The 17,319-nt window shown below is 31.7% G+C and carries 13 protein-coding genes; 12 read left to right on the forward strand and 1 reads right to left on the reverse strand.

Annotated elements, in window-relative coordinates; translation table 11 throughout:
• The first annotated feature begins 334 nt into the window (after window positions 1-334).
• The 11 genes from thrS to PQF96_RS02615 all read left to right on the forward strand — a co-directional run bounded on the left by thrS (window position 335) and on the right by PQF96_RS02615 (window position 13,431).
• Complete coding sequence (gene thrS / locus PQF96_RS02565; protein ID WP_271764990.1) at window positions 335-2,281, forward strand: threonine--tRNA ligase; 1,947 nt, start codon at window positions 335-337, stop codon at window positions 2,279-2,281.
• Between the two features lie 82 nt (window positions 2,282-2,363).
• Window positions 2,364-2,873, forward strand: a complete 510-nt coding sequence (gene infC / locus PQF96_RS02570; RefSeq protein ID WP_255412242.1) for a translation initiation factor IF-3 — start codon at window positions 2,364-2,366, stop codon at window positions 2,871-2,873.
• Window positions 2,874-2,936: 63 nt separating this feature from the next.
• Window positions 2,937-3,134 (forward strand): 50S ribosomal protein L35, encoded by a 198-nt coding sequence (gene rpmI / locus PQF96_RS02575; RefSeq protein ID WP_027394180.1) that lies wholly within the window; start codon window positions 2,937-2,939, stop codon window positions 3,132-3,134.
• A gap of 134 nt (window positions 3,135-3,268) precedes the next feature.
• Window positions 3,269-3,613 (forward strand): 50S ribosomal protein L20, encoded by a 345-nt coding sequence (gene rplT / locus PQF96_RS02580; RefSeq protein WP_109437046.1) that lies wholly within the window; start codon window positions 3,269-3,271, stop codon window positions 3,611-3,613.
• 175 nt (window positions 3,614-3,788) lie between these two features.
• Entirely contained in the window at window positions 3,789-4,193 is a 405-nt protein-coding gene (locus PQF96_RS02585) for a hypothetical protein (protein WP_109437047.1), read from the forward strand.
• A 6-nt stretch (window positions 4,194-4,199) separates the two neighbouring features.
• Window positions 4,200-6,962 (forward strand): PAS domain-containing hybrid sensor histidine kinase/response regulator, encoded by a 2,763-nt coding sequence (locus tag PQF96_RS02590; RefSeq protein WP_271764991.1) that lies wholly within the window; start codon window positions 4,200-4,202, stop codon window positions 6,960-6,962.
• 43 nt (window positions 6,963-7,005) lie between these two features.
• Window positions 7,006-7,815: a TrmH family RNA methyltransferase gene (locus PQF96_RS02595; RefSeq protein WP_109437049.1), complete on the forward strand. Its 810-nt coding sequence runs from the start codon at window positions 7,006-7,008 to the stop codon at window positions 7,813-7,815.
• A gap of 94 nt (window positions 7,816-7,909) precedes the next feature.
• Window positions 7,910-9,142, forward strand: a complete 1,233-nt coding sequence (locus PQF96_RS02600) for a M48 family metallopeptidase (protein ID WP_109437050.1) — start codon at window positions 7,910-7,912, stop codon at window positions 9,140-9,142.
• A gap of 169 nt (window positions 9,143-9,311) precedes the next feature.
• Window positions 9,312-11,525 carry a RelA/SpoT family protein gene (locus tag PQF96_RS02605; RefSeq protein WP_109437051.1) on the forward strand — a complete coding sequence of 738 codons (2,214 nt, stop codon included), beginning with the start codon at window positions 9,312-9,314 and terminating at the stop codon, window positions 11,523-11,525.
• A gap of 164 nt (window positions 11,526-11,689) precedes the next feature.
• Window positions 11,690-12,160, forward strand: coding sequence for a Fur family transcriptional regulator (locus tag PQF96_RS02610; RefSeq protein ID WP_109437052.1), 471 nt, complete (start codon window positions 11,690-11,692; stop codon window positions 12,158-12,160).
• Window positions 12,160-13,431 carry an adenylosuccinate synthase gene (locus PQF96_RS02615; protein WP_109437053.1) on the forward strand — a complete coding sequence of 424 codons (1,272 nt, stop codon included), beginning with the start codon at window positions 12,160-12,162 and terminating at the stop codon, window positions 13,429-13,431. The genes PQF96_RS02610 and PQF96_RS02615 overlap by 1 nt, the downstream gene beginning before the upstream one ends.
• A 119-nt stretch (window positions 13,432-13,550) precedes the next feature.
• On the opposite strand, the gene PQF96_RS02620 is transcribed toward PQF96_RS02615, so the two are convergent.
• Window positions 13,551-14,930 carry a tetratricopeptide repeat protein gene (locus PQF96_RS02620; protein ID WP_271764992.1) on the reverse strand — a complete coding sequence of 460 codons (1,380 nt, stop codon included), beginning with the start codon at window positions 14,928-14,930 and terminating at the stop codon, window positions 13,551-13,553.
• A 491-nt stretch (window positions 14,931-15,421) separates the two neighbouring features.
• On the opposite strand from PQF96_RS02620, the gene PQF96_RS02625 reads away from it, so the two are divergent.
• Window positions 15,422-17,287, forward strand: coding sequence for an OstA-like protein (locus PQF96_RS02625; RefSeq protein WP_235010979.1), 1,866 nt, complete (start codon window positions 15,422-15,424; stop codon window positions 17,285-17,287).
• Window positions 17,288-17,319 lie beyond the last annotated feature (32 nt).

Genomic DNA, 17,319 nt, shown 5'->3' on the forward strand with positions numbered 1-17,319 from the left:
CAAATCTCAATGAACTAAACAAAACAATACCCCGTTTTGCGGGTGCAAATATAGAACCCTTTTTCTTTATGACAACACATTTTCATAACTATTTTAAAACTTTTTTTTAACAGTCTGATAAACTATAACTTATGAGCACAAAAAAAGCTTTATCCCATATCATAAATAATTATAGGCAGCTTTAGTATATATAATGAAGTTAGATCAAATTTAACCTTCACCCCTCTTTATAGTAGTCATCTCACATAATCAAAAGAATTCATCAATTAAATATGTCTTATATATTGTATGAGTTTTATTATCGTATTATCTTTGCCCCTTTAATTAGAAAAACATGATCAAGATTACGTTACCAGACGGTTCGGTTAGAGAATATAATAGCGGTGTTACTGCTATGGATATCGCAAAAGATATTAGTGAAGGTTTTGCAAGAAATGTAATTTCTGCAAAGTTTAACGGAACTACTATTGAAACCACCACCCAATTAACCACAGATGGTAACCTTATATTATTTACGTGGAGAGATGACGAAGGCAAGACAGCGTTTAGACACTCTACATCTCATGTTTTAGCCCAAGCCCTTGAAGAACTATACCCTGGAGTTAAGCTATCTATTGGTCCTGCAATTGATAATGGATTTTATTATGACGTTGATCTAGGGGATAAAACAATCTCTGAAAAAGATTTCAAGACTATTGAAGATAAAATGCTCGAAATCGCAAGAGGCAAGCATAACTTCAAAATGAGAGCTGTTTCAAAGGCTGATGCTTTAGCCAAATACAAAGAGGAAGGAAATGAGTATAAAGTTGAACTGATTGAAAACCTTGAAGATGGAACAATTACATTTTGTGATCATGATACTTTTACTGATTTATGTCGAGGAGGCCATATTCCTAACACAGGAATTATCAAAGCCGTAAAGATCATGAGTGTTGCCGGCGCATATTGGAGAGGAGATGAAAATAATAAACAACTAACACGAGTTTATGGAACATCTTTTCCTAAACAAAAGGAATTAAAAGAATATCTAGAATTACTAGAAGAAGCAAAAAAACGTGATCATAGAAAATTAGGTAAAGAACTAGGGCTTTTCACTTTTTCTCAAAAAGTGGGTCAAGGACTACCTCTTTGGCTTCCAAAAGGAGCTGCTTTACGAGATCGTTTAGAGCAATTTTTGAAAAAAGCTCAAAAAAAGGCTGGATATGAAATGGTAGTTACTCCACACATTGGTCAAAAAGAGCTATATGTAACTTCTGGTCATTATGCTAAATATGGAGAAGATAGCTTTCAACCTATAAATACTCCTGCTGAAAGTGAAGAATTTCTATTAAAACCCATGAATTGCCCTCACCATTGTGAAATATACAATAGCGAACCGTGGTCATATAGAGATTTACCTAAGCGATATGCCGAGTTTGGCACCGTATATAGATATGAACAAAGTGGTGAACTTCATGGTTTAACTCGCGTAAGAGGATTTACCCAGGATGATGCTCATATCTTTTGTACTCCAGACCAATTAGATAATGAATTTAAAAAAGTAATTGATTTAGTTTTATATGTTTTTGGTTCTTTAGGTTTCGAAAATTTTACAGCCCAAGTATCTGTTAGGGATTTAGAAAATCCCAATAAATATATTGGTGATGTAGCAAATTGGGAAAAAGCTGAAAATGCTATTATCAATGCTGCAAAAGACAAAGGTCTTAATTATATAATAGAAAGTGGTGAGGCAGCCTTCTATGGTCCCAAACTTGACTTCATGGTCAAAGATGCTTTAGGAAGAAGCTGGCAATTAGGAACTATCCAGGTAGATTATAACTTACCAGAACGTTTTGAACTTACATATAAAGGTAGCGACAACGAATTACATAGACCAATAATGATCCATAGAGCTCCTTTTGGTAGTCTGGAAAGATTTATCGCAATCTTATTAGAACATACGGGAGGTAATTTCCCATTATGGCTCATGCCAGAACAGGCTATTATACTCTCTATCAGCGAGAAATATGAAAAATACTCTGAAAAAGTTTTAAATTTGTTAGAAAATGACGAAATTCGCGCCCTCTCGGATCATAGAAATGAAACGATTGGCAAAAAGATCAGAGAAGCTGAAATGAATAAATTTCCTTATATTATAATCGTAGGGGAACAAGAAGAAAAAGATAATACAATTTCTGTTCGAAAACATGGAGGAGAAGATTTAGGAGCAATACCTATTGAAGAATTCTCTAAATTAGTAACCGAAGAAATTAACAAAACTTTAAAACCGTTTAACGGATAACGAATACTAAAAAATTAAGTTTAACTAAAATTATTAAGTCATAGCAATTAGAAGAAGAAGGTCTCAAAAACCACTAAGAGTAATTAAAGAAGATGCTCACAGAATCAACCATAAAATTCGTGTTGATGAAGTGCGTCTTGTAGGTGACAATATAGAAGTTGGTGTATACCCAACAAAAAAAGCTTTACAACTTGCCGAAGAGCAAGAACTCGACCTTGTAGAGATTTCACCTAAAGCCGTACCCCCCGTTTGTAAAATAATGGATTACAAAAAATTCCTTTATGAACAAAAGAAAAGAGACAAAGCCTTAAAGTCAAAGGCCACTAAAGTTGTTATTAAAGAAATTAGATTTGGTCCCAATACAGATGAACATGATTATGAGTTCAAGAAAAAACATGCCATTAAATTCCTAAGCGAAGGAGCTAAATTAAAGGCTTATGTATTTTTCAAAGGACGTTCTATCATATATAAAGATCAAGGACAAATCTTACTTCTTAGGCTTGCACAAGAATTAGAAGAATATGGTAAGGTTGAGCAAATGCCAAAACTAGAAGGTAAGCGAATGATAATGTTCATTGCGCCAAAAAAATAAACAAATTCCTAACAAAAAGGAAATTGTAATAATATTAAGTGAGATTATAAAAACAAGGATACAATGCCTAAAATGAAAACAAAATCCAGTGCTAAAAAGCGATTTAAGCTTACCGGTACTGGTAAAATTAAAAGAAAGCATGCGTTTAAGAGTCATATCTTGACAAAAAAATCTAAAAAACGTAAGCTTGCTTTGACGCACTCAACATTAGTGCACAAAAGCGATGAAAATAGTATTAAAGAGCAATTGCGATTGAAGTAATCACTTTTTAATAAGGTTAAAATTAATATAAACCAAGGAGTTAGGCCAATAGTAATAAACTCTCTAATACAGATGTAACTACTATAAAACAAAAGAGTCGAATATCGACCGCCTACTACTAAAAAATTTAAATTATGCCAAGATCAGTAAATTCCGTTGCAAAAAGAGCTAGAAGAAAAAAAGTTCTTAAGCAAGCAAAAGGTTACTTCGGACGTCGTAAGAATGTTTGGACTGTAGCAAAAAATGCGGTTGACAAAGCGATGCAATATTCGTATAGAGACCGTAGAAACAAAAAGAGAACTTTCCGTGCTTTATGGATCACCCGTATTAATGCTGGTGCTAGATTACATGGAATGTCTTATTCTCAATTTATGGGACAAGTAAAAGCTAATAATATCGAATTAAACCGTAAGGTTCTTGCAGATTTAGCGATGAACAACCCTGAAGCTTTTCAAGCAATTGTAGAAAAAGTAAAATAACTCTTTTAGTAAAAACAATACAATCTCACTTATAAAAAAACCCTGCTATATAGCAGGGTTTTTTGTTCTATTTAGTTTTTACATAAATGCATTTTGTCGACAAAACAAGTACTTTAACTATAAAAAGGGATGCTAATCAGTATTTTTTCATTACTTTTAAGAAAACTCGACATATATGAAAAAAGCTTACTTTTTACTTACATTCGTTTTATTTTCTAGTAGCCAACAATTGTTAGCACAAGATCATACTGGACACTCAGATAGTGATATGGGTGCAGAACAGATTTTTGGTCTTCTCGAAATGCCATTCCTTGCCATTGCTTTGGTTTTTAGCTTCTTAACAGCAACACGATTAAAGGGAGGAAAATTTGGATCAGGAATGACACTATTAGCATGGGGATTTGTAGTAATGGCTCTTGGACATCTTCATATGCAAATAGCTCATATTTTTAATTATAATATTTTTAAAAATATATTTGGAGACACGGCGGGTAATTATATCTGGTTTATTGCTCTTATTCTTACATGGGGGTTATCTGCGCTGGGTTTTTATAAAATATATAAAGCCAGTAAAATATGACCTTAGATGATCCTTAATTGGTTTAAAAGAATATTTCGCCCCAAGAAAGCTTATCCTTCAAAAAACCAAGAAGAACAGAAAATTATAGATCTTATTGATTTTCTATGGAATGAGGTTGATATACATGCAAACGCCTCTAACTTAAAAACAAAGGTTAAAGCTTATAAAGGACTATCTCTCACCAAAAAGATTGAGTCCCTACCCGAGGTATATTTATTTCTCGAAGAACATCTTACCGAAAAAAACACAATAAAACTTGCCAGTAAACATTTTATAAGAAATCAGGTTGCCGAACAACATGCTCCTCTATTTAAATACAAAAATTTCAAATTAATATTTGATCCACTAAAGGAGCAAGAATTAATATTATGTAAAGTTTTTCTCTCGAACGTACTAAAGAAATCTTCAGAACTGGTCGGCAACTATAATGATCAAAAAATCCAGCAAATAAAACAATATCTAGACACCGAATATGATTTTAATTCTATTGATCTGATCAAAGAAAGAAAAAAGCTACTAGAATACTCCAATCAAATATTTTTTAGAATAAAAAATAGTTTAGGGATAAATGCTATTACAAACATCTACCTCATTATCTATAAAAAGCATTTTCAATCCTATCATTTACTAGAATCCTTCACCGCTACTCTTAATGTTATCCCAGAAGAAATTCTTTCAAAAGATCTTATTAATTTCCCAAGCAAACAACAAATGCATAAGATGCTGCAAAAGCAGCTATACAGCTTGGAAGAAATAAACGAGAGACTAACCAAAGAAATTGTTGAAAGAAAAAAAGTAGAAGAAGAACTAAAATACAGTGAACACTTAAAAACAACTATTCTAGAAACTGCTATGGATGCCGTAATCCTAGTAAACAGTATAGGAACAGTATTAAACTGGAATAAACAAGCTGAAATAATTTTAGAGTTAAAAAAAGAAGAAACTATAGGTAAGAACTTATATTCTTTGGTACCCAGAAAATTAAGACACCAATTAAAAACCAGTTTTAGCAATTATATACAAACAGGAGAAGATGAACTCATAAATAAAAGAGTAGAGACCTCTATTAACAGAAGAGATGGCTCTATTGTTTATATCGAACTTACTATTATTGCTATTAAAACTAAAAACGATTATCTTTTTAATGCTTTCTTTAGGGATATAACCAATAGAAAAATTATAGATAATGAAATTAGAGAAGCAAAAGTAATAGCAGAGAAATCTGCAAAAGCAAAATCTGTATTTTTATCTAATATGAGTCATGAAATCAGAACACCACTTAATGTGATTCTGGGACTTACAGGTATTTTACAAAAAAGTAATTTTAGTACTCCACAAATCGATAGAAAAAACCTAGATGGCATACAATTTTCTGCTGAAAATCTTTTGATTCTTATTAATGATATTCTTGATTTTTCTAAAATTGAAGCAGGAAAACTAACATTACACAATACCGATTTTAATGTTCGAGAACTCATTACTAATATCTCTCGAGGTTTTAGAATAAAAGCAGATGAAAAAGGACTAAAGTATATTATGCATATTGATTCTTCAGTACCTAAATTCATTATTGGAGATCAACTTAGGTTAAATCAAATTTTAATTAACCTATTGGGTAACGCAATAAAATTTACCCAAAAAGGAGAAATAATAATTCAAGTACAAACAGAAGAAGTTATTGAAACTCATATTACTATTAATTTTTCTGTAAAAGATACTGGAGTAGGCATACCAAAAAACAAACTAAAGAATATTTTTGAAAGTTTTTATCAAGTCCATAAACCTGGCAAAAACAAGATAGAAGGAACTGGTCTTGGTTTATCAATTTCTAAACAACTTATAGAACTACAAGGGGGAACTCTCAAGGCCGAAAGCCAACCCGGAAAAGGTTCTTCCTTTAATTTTTCTATTACTTATGCTAAAAGCAGTTATAAATCTTCAGAAAACGAAAAACTAACCACACAAGCTGAAAATAAGCGCAGTTTATCAGGAATGAAAGTTCTTGTAGTCGAAGATAATAAAATGAATCAATTTTTTATGAGGCAATTATTTTCTAACTGGAACATCAAAGCAGATATTGCTGATAATGGAAAAATTGCTTTGGAAAAATTAGAAGAATCTATTTATGATCTTATACTGATGGACATGCATATGCCAGTCATGGATGGTCCCGAAACAACAGAAATCATACGAAAATCCAGCAATAACAGGATTAACCAATTACCAATAGTGGCATGCTCCGCAGATGTATTTCCAGAATCAAAAAAGAAAGCAATCGAATCTGGAATGAATTTTTACTTAACTAAACCATTAAGTGAGGAAGCTCTAGAAGAAATACTCTTTAGCTTACAATCCAACATAAAAAATAAAACTTCTTTTCATACTGATACTAATCCCATAGCTAACAACAAAAAGTTCTGCGATTTATCTTTCCTGAAAAAAACTTTTGATAACGATATAGAAATCATCAAAAGTGTGCTTCAGATATTTATAGAAGAAACTCCTGAAGAATATAAAAAATTAAAAGAGGCTATTGAAAACAAAAATATAAACGTAATACAAGGAATTGCTCATAAACTTAAATCAAGTTTTAAAACTATTGGGTTACAAAAAGAAACCAGTATTCTAGAAGACATAGAACGTTCTTCGAAAGAAAAATTAGAATTCTCTTTGCTTTTAAAACTATTTCAGGATTTAGATGGATACTACCCAAAAATCATCAAGGAAGTCCAGCAATACATAAACGATCCAACTTCTTTAAATACCTAAAAAAAGAAAACATTTTTTCCCACCTATTACTATCTTTGCATTTATGCAAAATCAAATAAAAAGCTTGCAGAATGATAAAGTAAAATTTCTCAATCAACTTAAAGAAAAGGCACGAGTTCGTCGGAGAGAAAAACTTTTTATCATTGAAGGTAAGCGTGAAATTACTCTAGCAATACAAGGCGGCTATACTATTACCCAATTATATTATTGTTCTTCTATTATTACCTATAAAGAGGTTTCATTGCTAGCCAAAACTTATAGCAATCAAATTGAGTTATTCGAGATTACATCAGAAATATATCAAAAGCTAGCTTACCGAGCAACGACAGAAGGGGTCTTGGCCGTTGTAGTATCCAAGAATACAGATATAAACAAATTGACTTTACCTTCTAAAAACCCTCTTATTTTGGTAGCAGAAGCTCCTGAAAAACCAGGCAATATAGGAGCACTGCTTCGTACTGCTGACGCTGCTCAATTAGATGCTGTTCTCATTGCCAATCCAAAAACCGATCTTTACAATCCTAATATCATACGATCCAGTGTAGGATGTCTGTTTACTAATACAATTGCCACAGGATCAACAGTTGATATCATAAATTTCCTAAAAAAAGAACAAGTGAATATCTATGGCGCAGCATTACAAGCATCTGTAAATTATAATACATTAGATTACACCAAGCCCACTGCAATTGTTGTTGGCACTGAGGCTACTGGCATGAGCGATCTGTTTTTAGAAAATACCACTCAAAATATTATTATTCCTATGAATGGTGTAATAGATTCAATGAACGTTTCTGTAGCCGCCGGGATTTTAATTTTTGAAGCAAAACGTCAACGGGGCTTTACAAACTAAAAGATTTAATATTATATTAAAAATAAATTAAAATTCATTACCTTACGAATTCTTACATGTCCCAAATGTTTGAACTCTAATTTGCTATAAACCGATGACCCCTTATTACCTATTTTACTTACTGATAGCCATCATTGTAATTGTTTTCTTAATAGATTCTCTATTAGATATACTTAATGCCAGACATTACAATAATGAAATCCCTAAAGAACTTTTAGACGTATACCCAGAAGAAGAATATGAAAAATCTATAGCATACAAGAAAGCAAATTATAAATTCAAACTAGTTTCTTCTACTGTATCCTTAATTATAATGCTTTTATTTTTCTTCTTAGACGGTTTTGCTTGGGTAGATACTATATCAAGAAGCATTTCTAATAACTCTATTATTATAGGACTTCTTTTTTTTGGAATTATTATGATTGGTAGTGACATTCTATCTACACCTGCTGTCTATTATAAAATTTTTGTAATTGAAGAAAAATTTGGTTTTAATAAAACAACTATAAAAACCTTTTTTATTGATAAGATAAAAAGCATGATCATGATGATTGTTGTGGGTGGAGGGCTACTAGCATTAATTATATGGTTTTATGAATTAACAGGAAGGTCATTCTGGATATATGCCTGGACATTAGTATCTATTTTTACATTAGCAATGAATATGTTCTACGCTAAACTTATTGTACCTATATTTAACAAACAGACTCCTTTAGAACCGGGAGAACTTAGAGATACGATTGAAGCTTATTCAAAAAAAGTGGGATTTCAATTAAAAGATATTTTTGTGATTGATGGTTCTAAGAGAAGTACCAAGGCAAATGCTTATTTTTCTGGTTTTGGTAGTGAAAAAAGAATTACCCTTTATGATACATTAATTAAAGATTTAAATAATGAAGAAATCGTTGCTGTACTTGCTCATGAGGTTGGTCATTATAAAAAAAGGCATGTAATCGTTAATTTACTATTATCTATAGCGCTTACTGGTTTGACATTATGGTTTTTATCTCTTTTCATAGCAAATCCACTTCTTTCTGAAGCTCTTGGGGTCGCAACTCCTTCATTTCATATAGGTCTTATAGCCTTCGGAATTTTATATAGTCCTATTTCTGAAATAACTGGGTTAATAATGAATGTAGTATCTAGAGCATTTGAATACCAAGCTGATGACTATGCAAAAAACACATATAATAATGAAGCTTTAATTAGTAGTTTAAAAAAACTTTCAAAAAATAATTTAAGTAATCTTACACCTCATCCTGCTATGGTATTCATTCATTATTCACACCCTACTCTATCGCAAAGGATTAAAAATCTAAGAAAATAAATCCATCACTTAAGTACTTGGTGGTTACATTTCTTAATTGTACTTTTAATTATTATTGAAAAAAATTGTTTTTTAATTATTAAAATAAGGCATAATTTTTGACAACTAATACGACTAAGGGGATATCACACATATTGCTTAATAGGGCTTTCTTAAAAAACTTTGTGTTATGACCGAAGCTGCTATAGACGAGGAAAACAAAAAAATTGCAAAGCAATACAAAGAATTGCTTCGTATTAGTTATAGGGATCTTACCAAAGAGGACAAAATACTTATACGACAAGCATTTGATATTGCTGTAGATGCACATAAAGATCAACGCCGTAAGAGTGGTGAGGCATATATTTTTCACCCTATTGCTGTTGCTAAGATTGTGGCCAGTGAAATTGGACTTGATGCTACATCCATTGCTGCTGCTCTACTTCATGATGTTGTAGAAGATACAGAATATACATTAGTCGATATAGAGCAAATGTTTGGAGAAACGGTTGCCCGTATTGTAGATGGTTTAACTAAAATTTCTTCTCTAAAAAAAGATAGAGATATATCCTTACAAGCAGAGAATTTTAGAAAAATGCTCCTTACTCTTAATGATGATGTTAGAGTTATTATCATTAAGATTGCCGATCGTTTACATAATATGCAAACGATGGATGCTATGCGACCAGACAAACAAGTAAAAATCGCCTCTGAAACACTATTTATATATGCCCCATTAGCGCATAGAATTGGCTTATATAACATCAAAACAGAACTTGAAGATTTGGGGCTCAAATATACCGAACCTGAGGTTTATAAGGATATTCTCGAAAAAATTAAAGAGAGTAAAGAAGAGCAAGATGAATATATCAAAAGATTCTCTGATAAAATTAGAGAAGGACTGGATAAAGAAGGATTAAATTATGAAATAAAAGGAAGGCCTAAGTCCATTTTCTCCATTCGCAGAAAGATGGTGAAACAGAATGTATCATTTGACGAAGTCTATGATAAATTCGCCATACGAATCATCTATAAGTCCGATGCTGACACTGAAAATGAAAAATTCATAGCTTGGAAAATCTATTCTATTGTTACAGATTACTACAGGCCTAATCCAATTCGATTAAGGGATTGGATTAATCAACCCAAAACAACAGGTTATGAGGCTTTACACATTACGGTTATCGGGCCAGATAGCAAATGGGTAGAGGTTCAAATTCGTAGTGATCGTATGCATGAAATCGCTGAAAAAGGATACGCTGCTCATTATAAGTATAAAAACAATGAAGAAAGGCAAGAGGACCAAGGATTAGATGGTTGGCTCAACAGACTACAGGAAGCCTTAGAAAATTCTGAAACCAATGCTGTAGACTTTGTAGAAGAATTCAAACTAAATCTTTATGCTAAGGAAATCTTTGTTTTTACTCCAGAAGGTGATTTAAAATCCTTACCCAAAGGAGCTACTGCCTTAGATTTTGGTTTTAGCGTACATACAGAAGTTGGCTTAAGAACTCGGGGAGCAAGAGTAAATGGCAAATTGGTACCATTAAGCCACGAACTTAAAAGTGGTGACCAAGTCGAAATAATTACCTCAACAAAATCAAAACCTTCTTCCAGCTGGCTGGATTACTCTACTACTGCAAGAGCACGATCAAAGATAAAATCTGCTTTACGAGATGAGAGAAAACAAATCGCAGAAGATGGTAAAGTTATCCTAAAACGTAAACTTCGTTCCCAAAAAATTACAATGGGAGAAAAAGTAGTAAATGAACTTGTTCTTTATTTTAAACTTAAAACAAGTTTGGATTTATTTTATAGAGTTGGTATAGGAACAATTGACAACCAAAAAATTAAAGAATTTGCTACTACTCGAAGCAATGTCTTTATGAATTTTATTAAAAACAGAATTCGAAGAGGTAACATTAAAGATGTAGATAAAGAAGAAATTACATCAAAATATGATCTACTTGTTTTTGGTAAAGATTCAGAGAAGTTAGAATACAAACTATCAAATTGTTGCAACCCTATACCTGGGGATGATGTTTTTGGCTTTATAACTGTTAATGAAGGAATAAAAGTGCATAAAAATAATTGTCCGAATGCATTGCAATTACAAAGTAACTATGCATATCGTATTATGCCTGCTAAATGGATTGATTCTAGTCAGGAAGAATTCAAAGCAGTAATCAAACTTAACGGTATTGACAATATTGGGGTTGTAAATGAAGTGACCCAGATCATTTCTAACAATATGCATCTCGCTATTTACAATATGAACTTTGATACTAATGATGGTGTTTTCACGGGAAAAATAACTGTAGGTGTTAAAAATAAAAATACTTTAAAAACAGTAATGAAAAGTCTTTCTAAAATAAGTGGTATTGATAAAGTAGTCAGAGAATAATTCTATATAAGAACACTTTATAACCTACTGCTATTCTGTTCTTTTCAGGTCATTACCACAACTTATATAAGTTATATTTAATTAATTTTAAAACGTTTAAATAATCGTTTTAAAAATCAGAGTCTCGCTAATAAAAAATAATGTAACTTTGCTTTTTTAAACGTATGAGTACTAAAGCAACTACACAAAACGATCAAGTTATCGTTAAAAATGTGTTTACCAGTTTCTTAGAAGAAAATGGTCACAGAAAAACACCCGAAAGATACGCTATACTTCAAGAGATATATGAAAGTGATGAACATTTTGATATAGAATCATTATATATCAAAATGAAAAACAAAAACTATAGAGTTAGTCGTGCTACTCTATATAACACTATAGAACTCTTACTGGAATGCAAATTAGTAAGAAAACACCAATTTGGGCAAAATCAAGCTCAATACGAAAAATCATACTTTGATAGACAACATGATCATCTAATTCTAACCGATACAGGGGATGTATTAGAATTTTGTGATCCTAGAATCCAATCTATAAAGAAAACAATCGAAGAAATTTTTGATGTAGACATTACAAATCACTCTTTGTATTTCTACGGCACTAAAAAGAAACCAACTAATCAACAAGACAACTAATGGCTGTAAACTTATTACTTGGTCTTCAATGGGGAGACGAAGGTAAAGGAAAAATTGTAGACGTTCTTACAAAAGATTATAATATTATTGCACGATTTCAAGGAGGACCTAATGCTGGTCATACTTTAGAATTTGATGGAATTAAACATGTACTCCATACTATCCCAAGCGGGATTTTTCATGACAAGGCTATTAATCTTGTCGGCAATGGTGTTGTAATCGACCCTGTTATTTTCAAAAAAGAATTAGATAATCTTGATAAGTTTAATTTGGATTACAAATCCAAATTATTAATATCAAGAAAAGCACATTTAATTCTTCCAACACACAGAATTCTTGATGCCGCATCTGAAGCCTCTAAAGGGAAAGCCAAAATAGGCTCTACCTTAAAGGGAATCGGCCCTACTTATATGGATAAGACAGGTAGAAATGGTATTCGTATTGGAGATTTAGAATTAAGTGATTGGAAAGAACGCTATCGTACCTTAGCTAATAAGCACGAAGCTATGATTGATTTCTATGATGCCAAAATAGAATACGATTTAGAAGAATTAGAACGTGAATTTTTTGAAGCTGTAAAAGTATTAAAAACGTTAACTTTTATTGATAGCGAAGAATATTTGCATCAGGCTCAAAAGGATGGTAAAACAATTTTGGCAGAAGGTGCTCAAGGATCATTATTAGATATAGATTTTGGAACCTACCCTTTTGTTACATCATCTAATACTACCGCAGCAGGTGCCTGTACTGGCTTAGGTATAGCTCCAAACAAAATCAAAGACGTTTTTGGAATTTTTAAAGCATACACTACTCGCGTTGGTAGCGGACCATTTCCAACAGAGTTATTTGACGAAGATGGAGAAACTATGGCTCGTGTAGGACATGAATTTGGAGCAACAACTGGAAGACCAAGAAGATGTGGATGGTTAGATCTTGTTGCTTTAAAATATGCTGTTCATGTTAATGGTGTAACCAAATTAATGATGATGAAAGGTGATGTTCTAAGCGGGTTTAAAACCTTAAAAGTATGTACTGCATACACATATCAAGGTAAAAAAATCACTCATTTACCTTACAATATTGAACCTGAAAATGTAACTCCTATATACACAGAGATGAAAGGTTGGTCAGAAGATCTAACTGAAATGACAGATGCTTCTCAACTACCAAAGGAATTGAATGATTATATTACTTTCTTAGAGAAAGAACTGGAAACTCCAATAACAATAGTTTCTGTTGGACCAGATAGAAAACAAACTATCCATAAGTAAACTACAAAAAATAACATTTCGATGTGATTGCATATCACATCGAAATGTTATTAAAATATTATAAATCTCTCTTAGAATTTCAAGAAATTAAAACAGCTTTTTAGCTTTAAAAGCTATCTTTATAATGAAGTTGTACTAACTTTACTAGGTTTAAGTTTGATAACTCTTTCTAGTTTTAATCTGGTTTTTGGCCTACTATCTTCATAGCTCTCAGGAAACGATGTTACTTGCCTAAATCCATAAATATCGTCATCACCTTTTCCTCCTTTACGATTACTTGCAAAATATCCACTCTTATTTTCTTCATTAATAATAAAAGTGAAATCATCTTTAACACTATTAATGGGCTTTCCTAAATTATAAACTTTAATTGAGCCATTTCTTTTAGGTATTGCCATAAAAATATCCAATCCTCCAAAACCTTCATGTCCATCACTTGCAAAAAAGAGTTTACCTTTATCACTTATATAAGGAAAAGTTTCTCTCCCAGAAGTATTAATTTGTTTCCCCAGATTCTTTATAGCTCCAAAACTTCCATCTTCTTTTATCTCTACTACATACAAATCAGATTTACCATTACTTCCTGGCATATCACTAGCAAAGTATAAGAATTTTTCATCAGGAGATAGTGCGGGATGAGCTACAGAGTATTCATCACTACTAAATGGTAATTCTTCAACACTTCCCCATTTTCCTCTATCATATCTTGCTCTATATATTTTTAACAGCACTGTTCCCTTTTCATCTGTTTTTGATTTTCTTTTAGAATAGTTATTTCTTGTAAAATAAACTGTTTTTCTATCTCTACTAAAAGTTGCAGATGATTCATGAAACTTTGTATTTATATCCCCCTTTAATCTAGTTATACTCTTTTCATCGGTTTTTACTGTATTCGTGGCATATAAATCTAAAAAAGGTTGATTATTCCATTCATGAAGTATTGTAGAATAGTTATTCTTATTTCTTGAAGAAGCAAAAACTAATTCATTTTGATAAAAACTAGGCGCATAATCAGAGTACTCTGAATTTATATTTAAAACATCAATAATAAAATTTGCAGATTTATCCTCGGATGATGAAATATCATAACCTATTGTCGTATTACTTATCTCAACTTCGATTTCGTTATTATCATCACTGGCATACAACAAGGGAAGCACCTCAATCCCTTCAATACTATTTTCAGTACTTTTCAGACTATTGAAATACTTGTTCTGATATTCAGGTGTTATTTGTTTTGGATATAAAGATTGTAAAACCTCATACCATCTTGCAGCTCTTTCCAATTCTCCATTAAAGTAATATGAATCTCCTAGTTTTTCATATAACTCCATTGATGAACATCCCTTTTCTAATGCTTTTAAATACATCTCTCTAGCCTCTATAAAGGCATAGTTTTTAAATGCATTATTTGCTTTTTCTAACTGCTTTTCCTGAGAAAATACAGCTCCCCAAAAAAACAAAAAAAATAGAGCCCCAAAGTTTTTTTTCAAAAACATCTATTATTTTTTTGTCAATAGTGTCCCGATCTATACTCTTTTTCCTTAGTAAAAAAGCACATGCATATCCCAAGTGATTTCTATAACACTCACTAGAATACATAGTCCTGATTTAACTAATAAATAAAAAAAGTTAATGATGCTATCCCCATAGCACCTATCGTACCCTTTTGTTGTTTTCTATCGCAATTTACTGATGCTTAAGCAGATCAAGTGTTAAAAAAATCGAAAATTTATTTATTTAACTTTTTTTCGCTCATAATTTTAGACAAATTTAATGCTCTTCATATCACACGTGTTCCCCTTTTCATAAGCTTTGTGATCGTTTTTTAAGCTATGTTTTTATGAAATTAAATAGAATTGACTTGTAAAAATGCAACATACAGTATAACAAACGGTTATTGATTAGTAGTAACTAAGTTTTTATTTTACATTGTACGCCACAATCATTAGATACAATTTTCGTTATTTTGCATACAAATTTAAAACACTTGAAAAACAATTTTTTCTACATAACATTCGCTCTTTTGTTTTCTTTGGCATCCTTTGCTCAAGAAGCAAAACAAATTAAAGTGCAATCAGATCGTACAATAAAAAATGAAAATAGGTTTCCTGGAGCTACAATTTTAGCCAAGGTAAACAAACAGGTATACATGCAGCATGAAGGAATTGAAATCTGGTGTGATAATGCTGTGCACTATGGTGCAGATAAATTTGTCAAGGCATCAGGTAATGTAATTATAAAGCAAGGAGATACGCTGACAATGACTAGCAAATATGCAGAATATAATGGGAATACTCAATTTGCATATGCTCGGGATGATGTTTTCATGGAAACTCCGTCTAATACATTACGTACAGATACTTTATTTTTTGACAGGTTAAAGCAACAAGCATATTATAGAAGCGGAGGAACTGTAAAAGATTCTTCAAATACATTAACAAGTCAAATTGGTCGTTATTTTATGGATAGAAAGCAATATTCATTTAATACAGCCGTAAAAATTGTTAATCCAGAAAATACAGTGGACTCTGATCGTCTGGACTATTATACAGAAAATGGACATGCTTACCTTTATGGACCTTCTACGGTTAAAGGAAAAGAGAGTACATTATATTGTGAACGTGGATTTTATGACACTAAGGTTAAAACAGGATATGCTATAAAAAATGCTCGAATAGATTATGACAAACGTACCGTATTTGGGGATAGTATATTTTATAATAGCGCAATTCAGTTCGCTTCTGCAACAAACAACATCAAGGTATTAGACACGGCTAATAATTCGCTAATCACTGGCCACTATGCAGAAGTATTTAAGGATAAAGATTCTGTATTTATTACCAAAAGAGCACTTGCTGCCACACTACAGGAGAAAGATTCTATCTTTATCCATAGTGATACACTCATGATCACAGGGAAACCTGAACAAAGAATAATGAATGGTTTTTATGACGTAAGGATTTACAAGAGTAATATGAGTGGTAAAAGTGATTCAATAAATGTAAATCAAACTACAGGATATACCAAAATGATCGGTAAACCTATTATTTGGTCACAGAGAAATCAAATGACAGGTGATACGATAAAAATTATTTCTAATACCAAAACAGAAAAACTAGACTCACTTATTGTATACCAAAATGCTTTTCTTGCACAAGAAGACACCTTAAAAGCAGGATTTAATCAAGTAAAAGGTCAAATCTTATACGGTTTGTTTAAGGATAATGAGATTTACCAAGTTGATATTGACAAAAACACGGAGACAATCTTCTTTCAAAGAGAAAGCGATGGAGAACTAAAACTTATTGGAATTAATAAAGTACTATCCAGTTCGATTAAAATGCTTTTAAATGATAGAGAAATCGAAGATGTTTATTATTATCAGAATGTTGATGGTACTTTATATCGCGAAATTGATCTACCATTAAATGCACGTGAACTTTCTGGATTAAATTGGCGAGGAGAAGAGCGCATTAATACTAAAGCAGATCTGTTTAAAGGAGAATCTCCTCCAAAACTCATAAAAATAACTGGAATACCTTTACCAAAAGACGAAGCCGATTTTTTTGATGAAGAAACAGTAAAACGATTAGAAGATAATAAATCTGAAAAATCACAATTGCTTGAACAAGAATTAAAAGATGCAGAACTTAAAAAAACTAATGAAGAGCTCGATTCTATTCCATCTCAAAAATTCATAAAAGAAGAAATCAAAACTGAAAAGAAAAAAAATCAAAAAAAAACTTCTTTTATTGATCAAGACCTTACTCGCACCCCTAAACAAAGAGATAGTATTACTGTAACCACGCTACAATACTCTGATAAGAAACCAAAAGACAGTATCAGAAATTAAGTATAGAAATAGAACAAAGCACAGATTGATTT

It is taken from the genome of Aquimarina algiphila (genome assembly GCF_947494415.1).
GTDB lineage: Bacteria > Bacteroidota > Bacteroidia > Flavobacteriales > Flavobacteriaceae > Aquimarina > Aquimarina algiphila.

Excerpts from the sequence above, each read along its gene's own strand:
- thrS (WP_271764990.1), top strand. The coding sequence starts at position 335 with ATGATCAAGATTACGTTACCAGACGGTTCGGTTAGAGAATATAATAGC.
- rpmI (WP_027394180.1), top strand. The coding sequence starts at position 2,937 with ATGCCTAAAATGAAAACAAAATCCAGTGCTAAAAAGCGATTTAAGCTT.
- rplT (WP_109437046.1), top strand. The coding sequence starts at position 3,269 with ATGCCAAGATCAGTAAATTCCGTTGCAAAAAGAGCTAGAAGAAAAAAA.
- PQF96_RS02585 (WP_109437047.1), top strand. The coding sequence starts at position 3,789 with ATGAAAAAAGCTTACTTTTTACTTACATTCGTTTTATTTTCTAGTAGC.
- PQF96_RS02590 (WP_271764991.1), top strand. The coding sequence starts at position 4,200 with ATGATCCTTAATTGGTTTAAAAGAATATTTCGCCCCAAGAAAGCTTAT.
- PQF96_RS02595 (WP_109437049.1), top strand. The coding sequence starts at position 7,006 with ATGCAAAATCAAATAAAAAGCTTGCAGAATGATAAAGTAAAATTTCTC.
- PQF96_RS02600 (WP_109437050.1), top strand. The coding sequence starts at position 7,910 with ATGACCCCTTATTACCTATTTTACTTACTGATAGCCATCATTGTAATT.
- PQF96_RS02605 (WP_109437051.1), top strand. The coding sequence starts at position 9,312 with ATGACCGAAGCTGCTATAGACGAGGAAAACAAAAAAATTGCAAAGCAA.
- PQF96_RS02610 (WP_109437052.1), top strand. The coding sequence starts at position 11,690 with ATGAGTACTAAAGCAACTACACAAAACGATCAAGTTATCGTTAAAAAT.
- PQF96_RS02615 (WP_109437053.1), top strand. The coding sequence starts at position 12,160 with ATGGCTGTAAACTTATTACTTGGTCTTCAATGGGGAGACGAAGGTAAA.
- PQF96_RS02620 (WP_271764992.1), bottom strand. The coding sequence starts at position 14,930 with ATGTTTTTGAAAAAAAACTTTGGGGCTCTATTTTTTTTGTTTTTTTGG.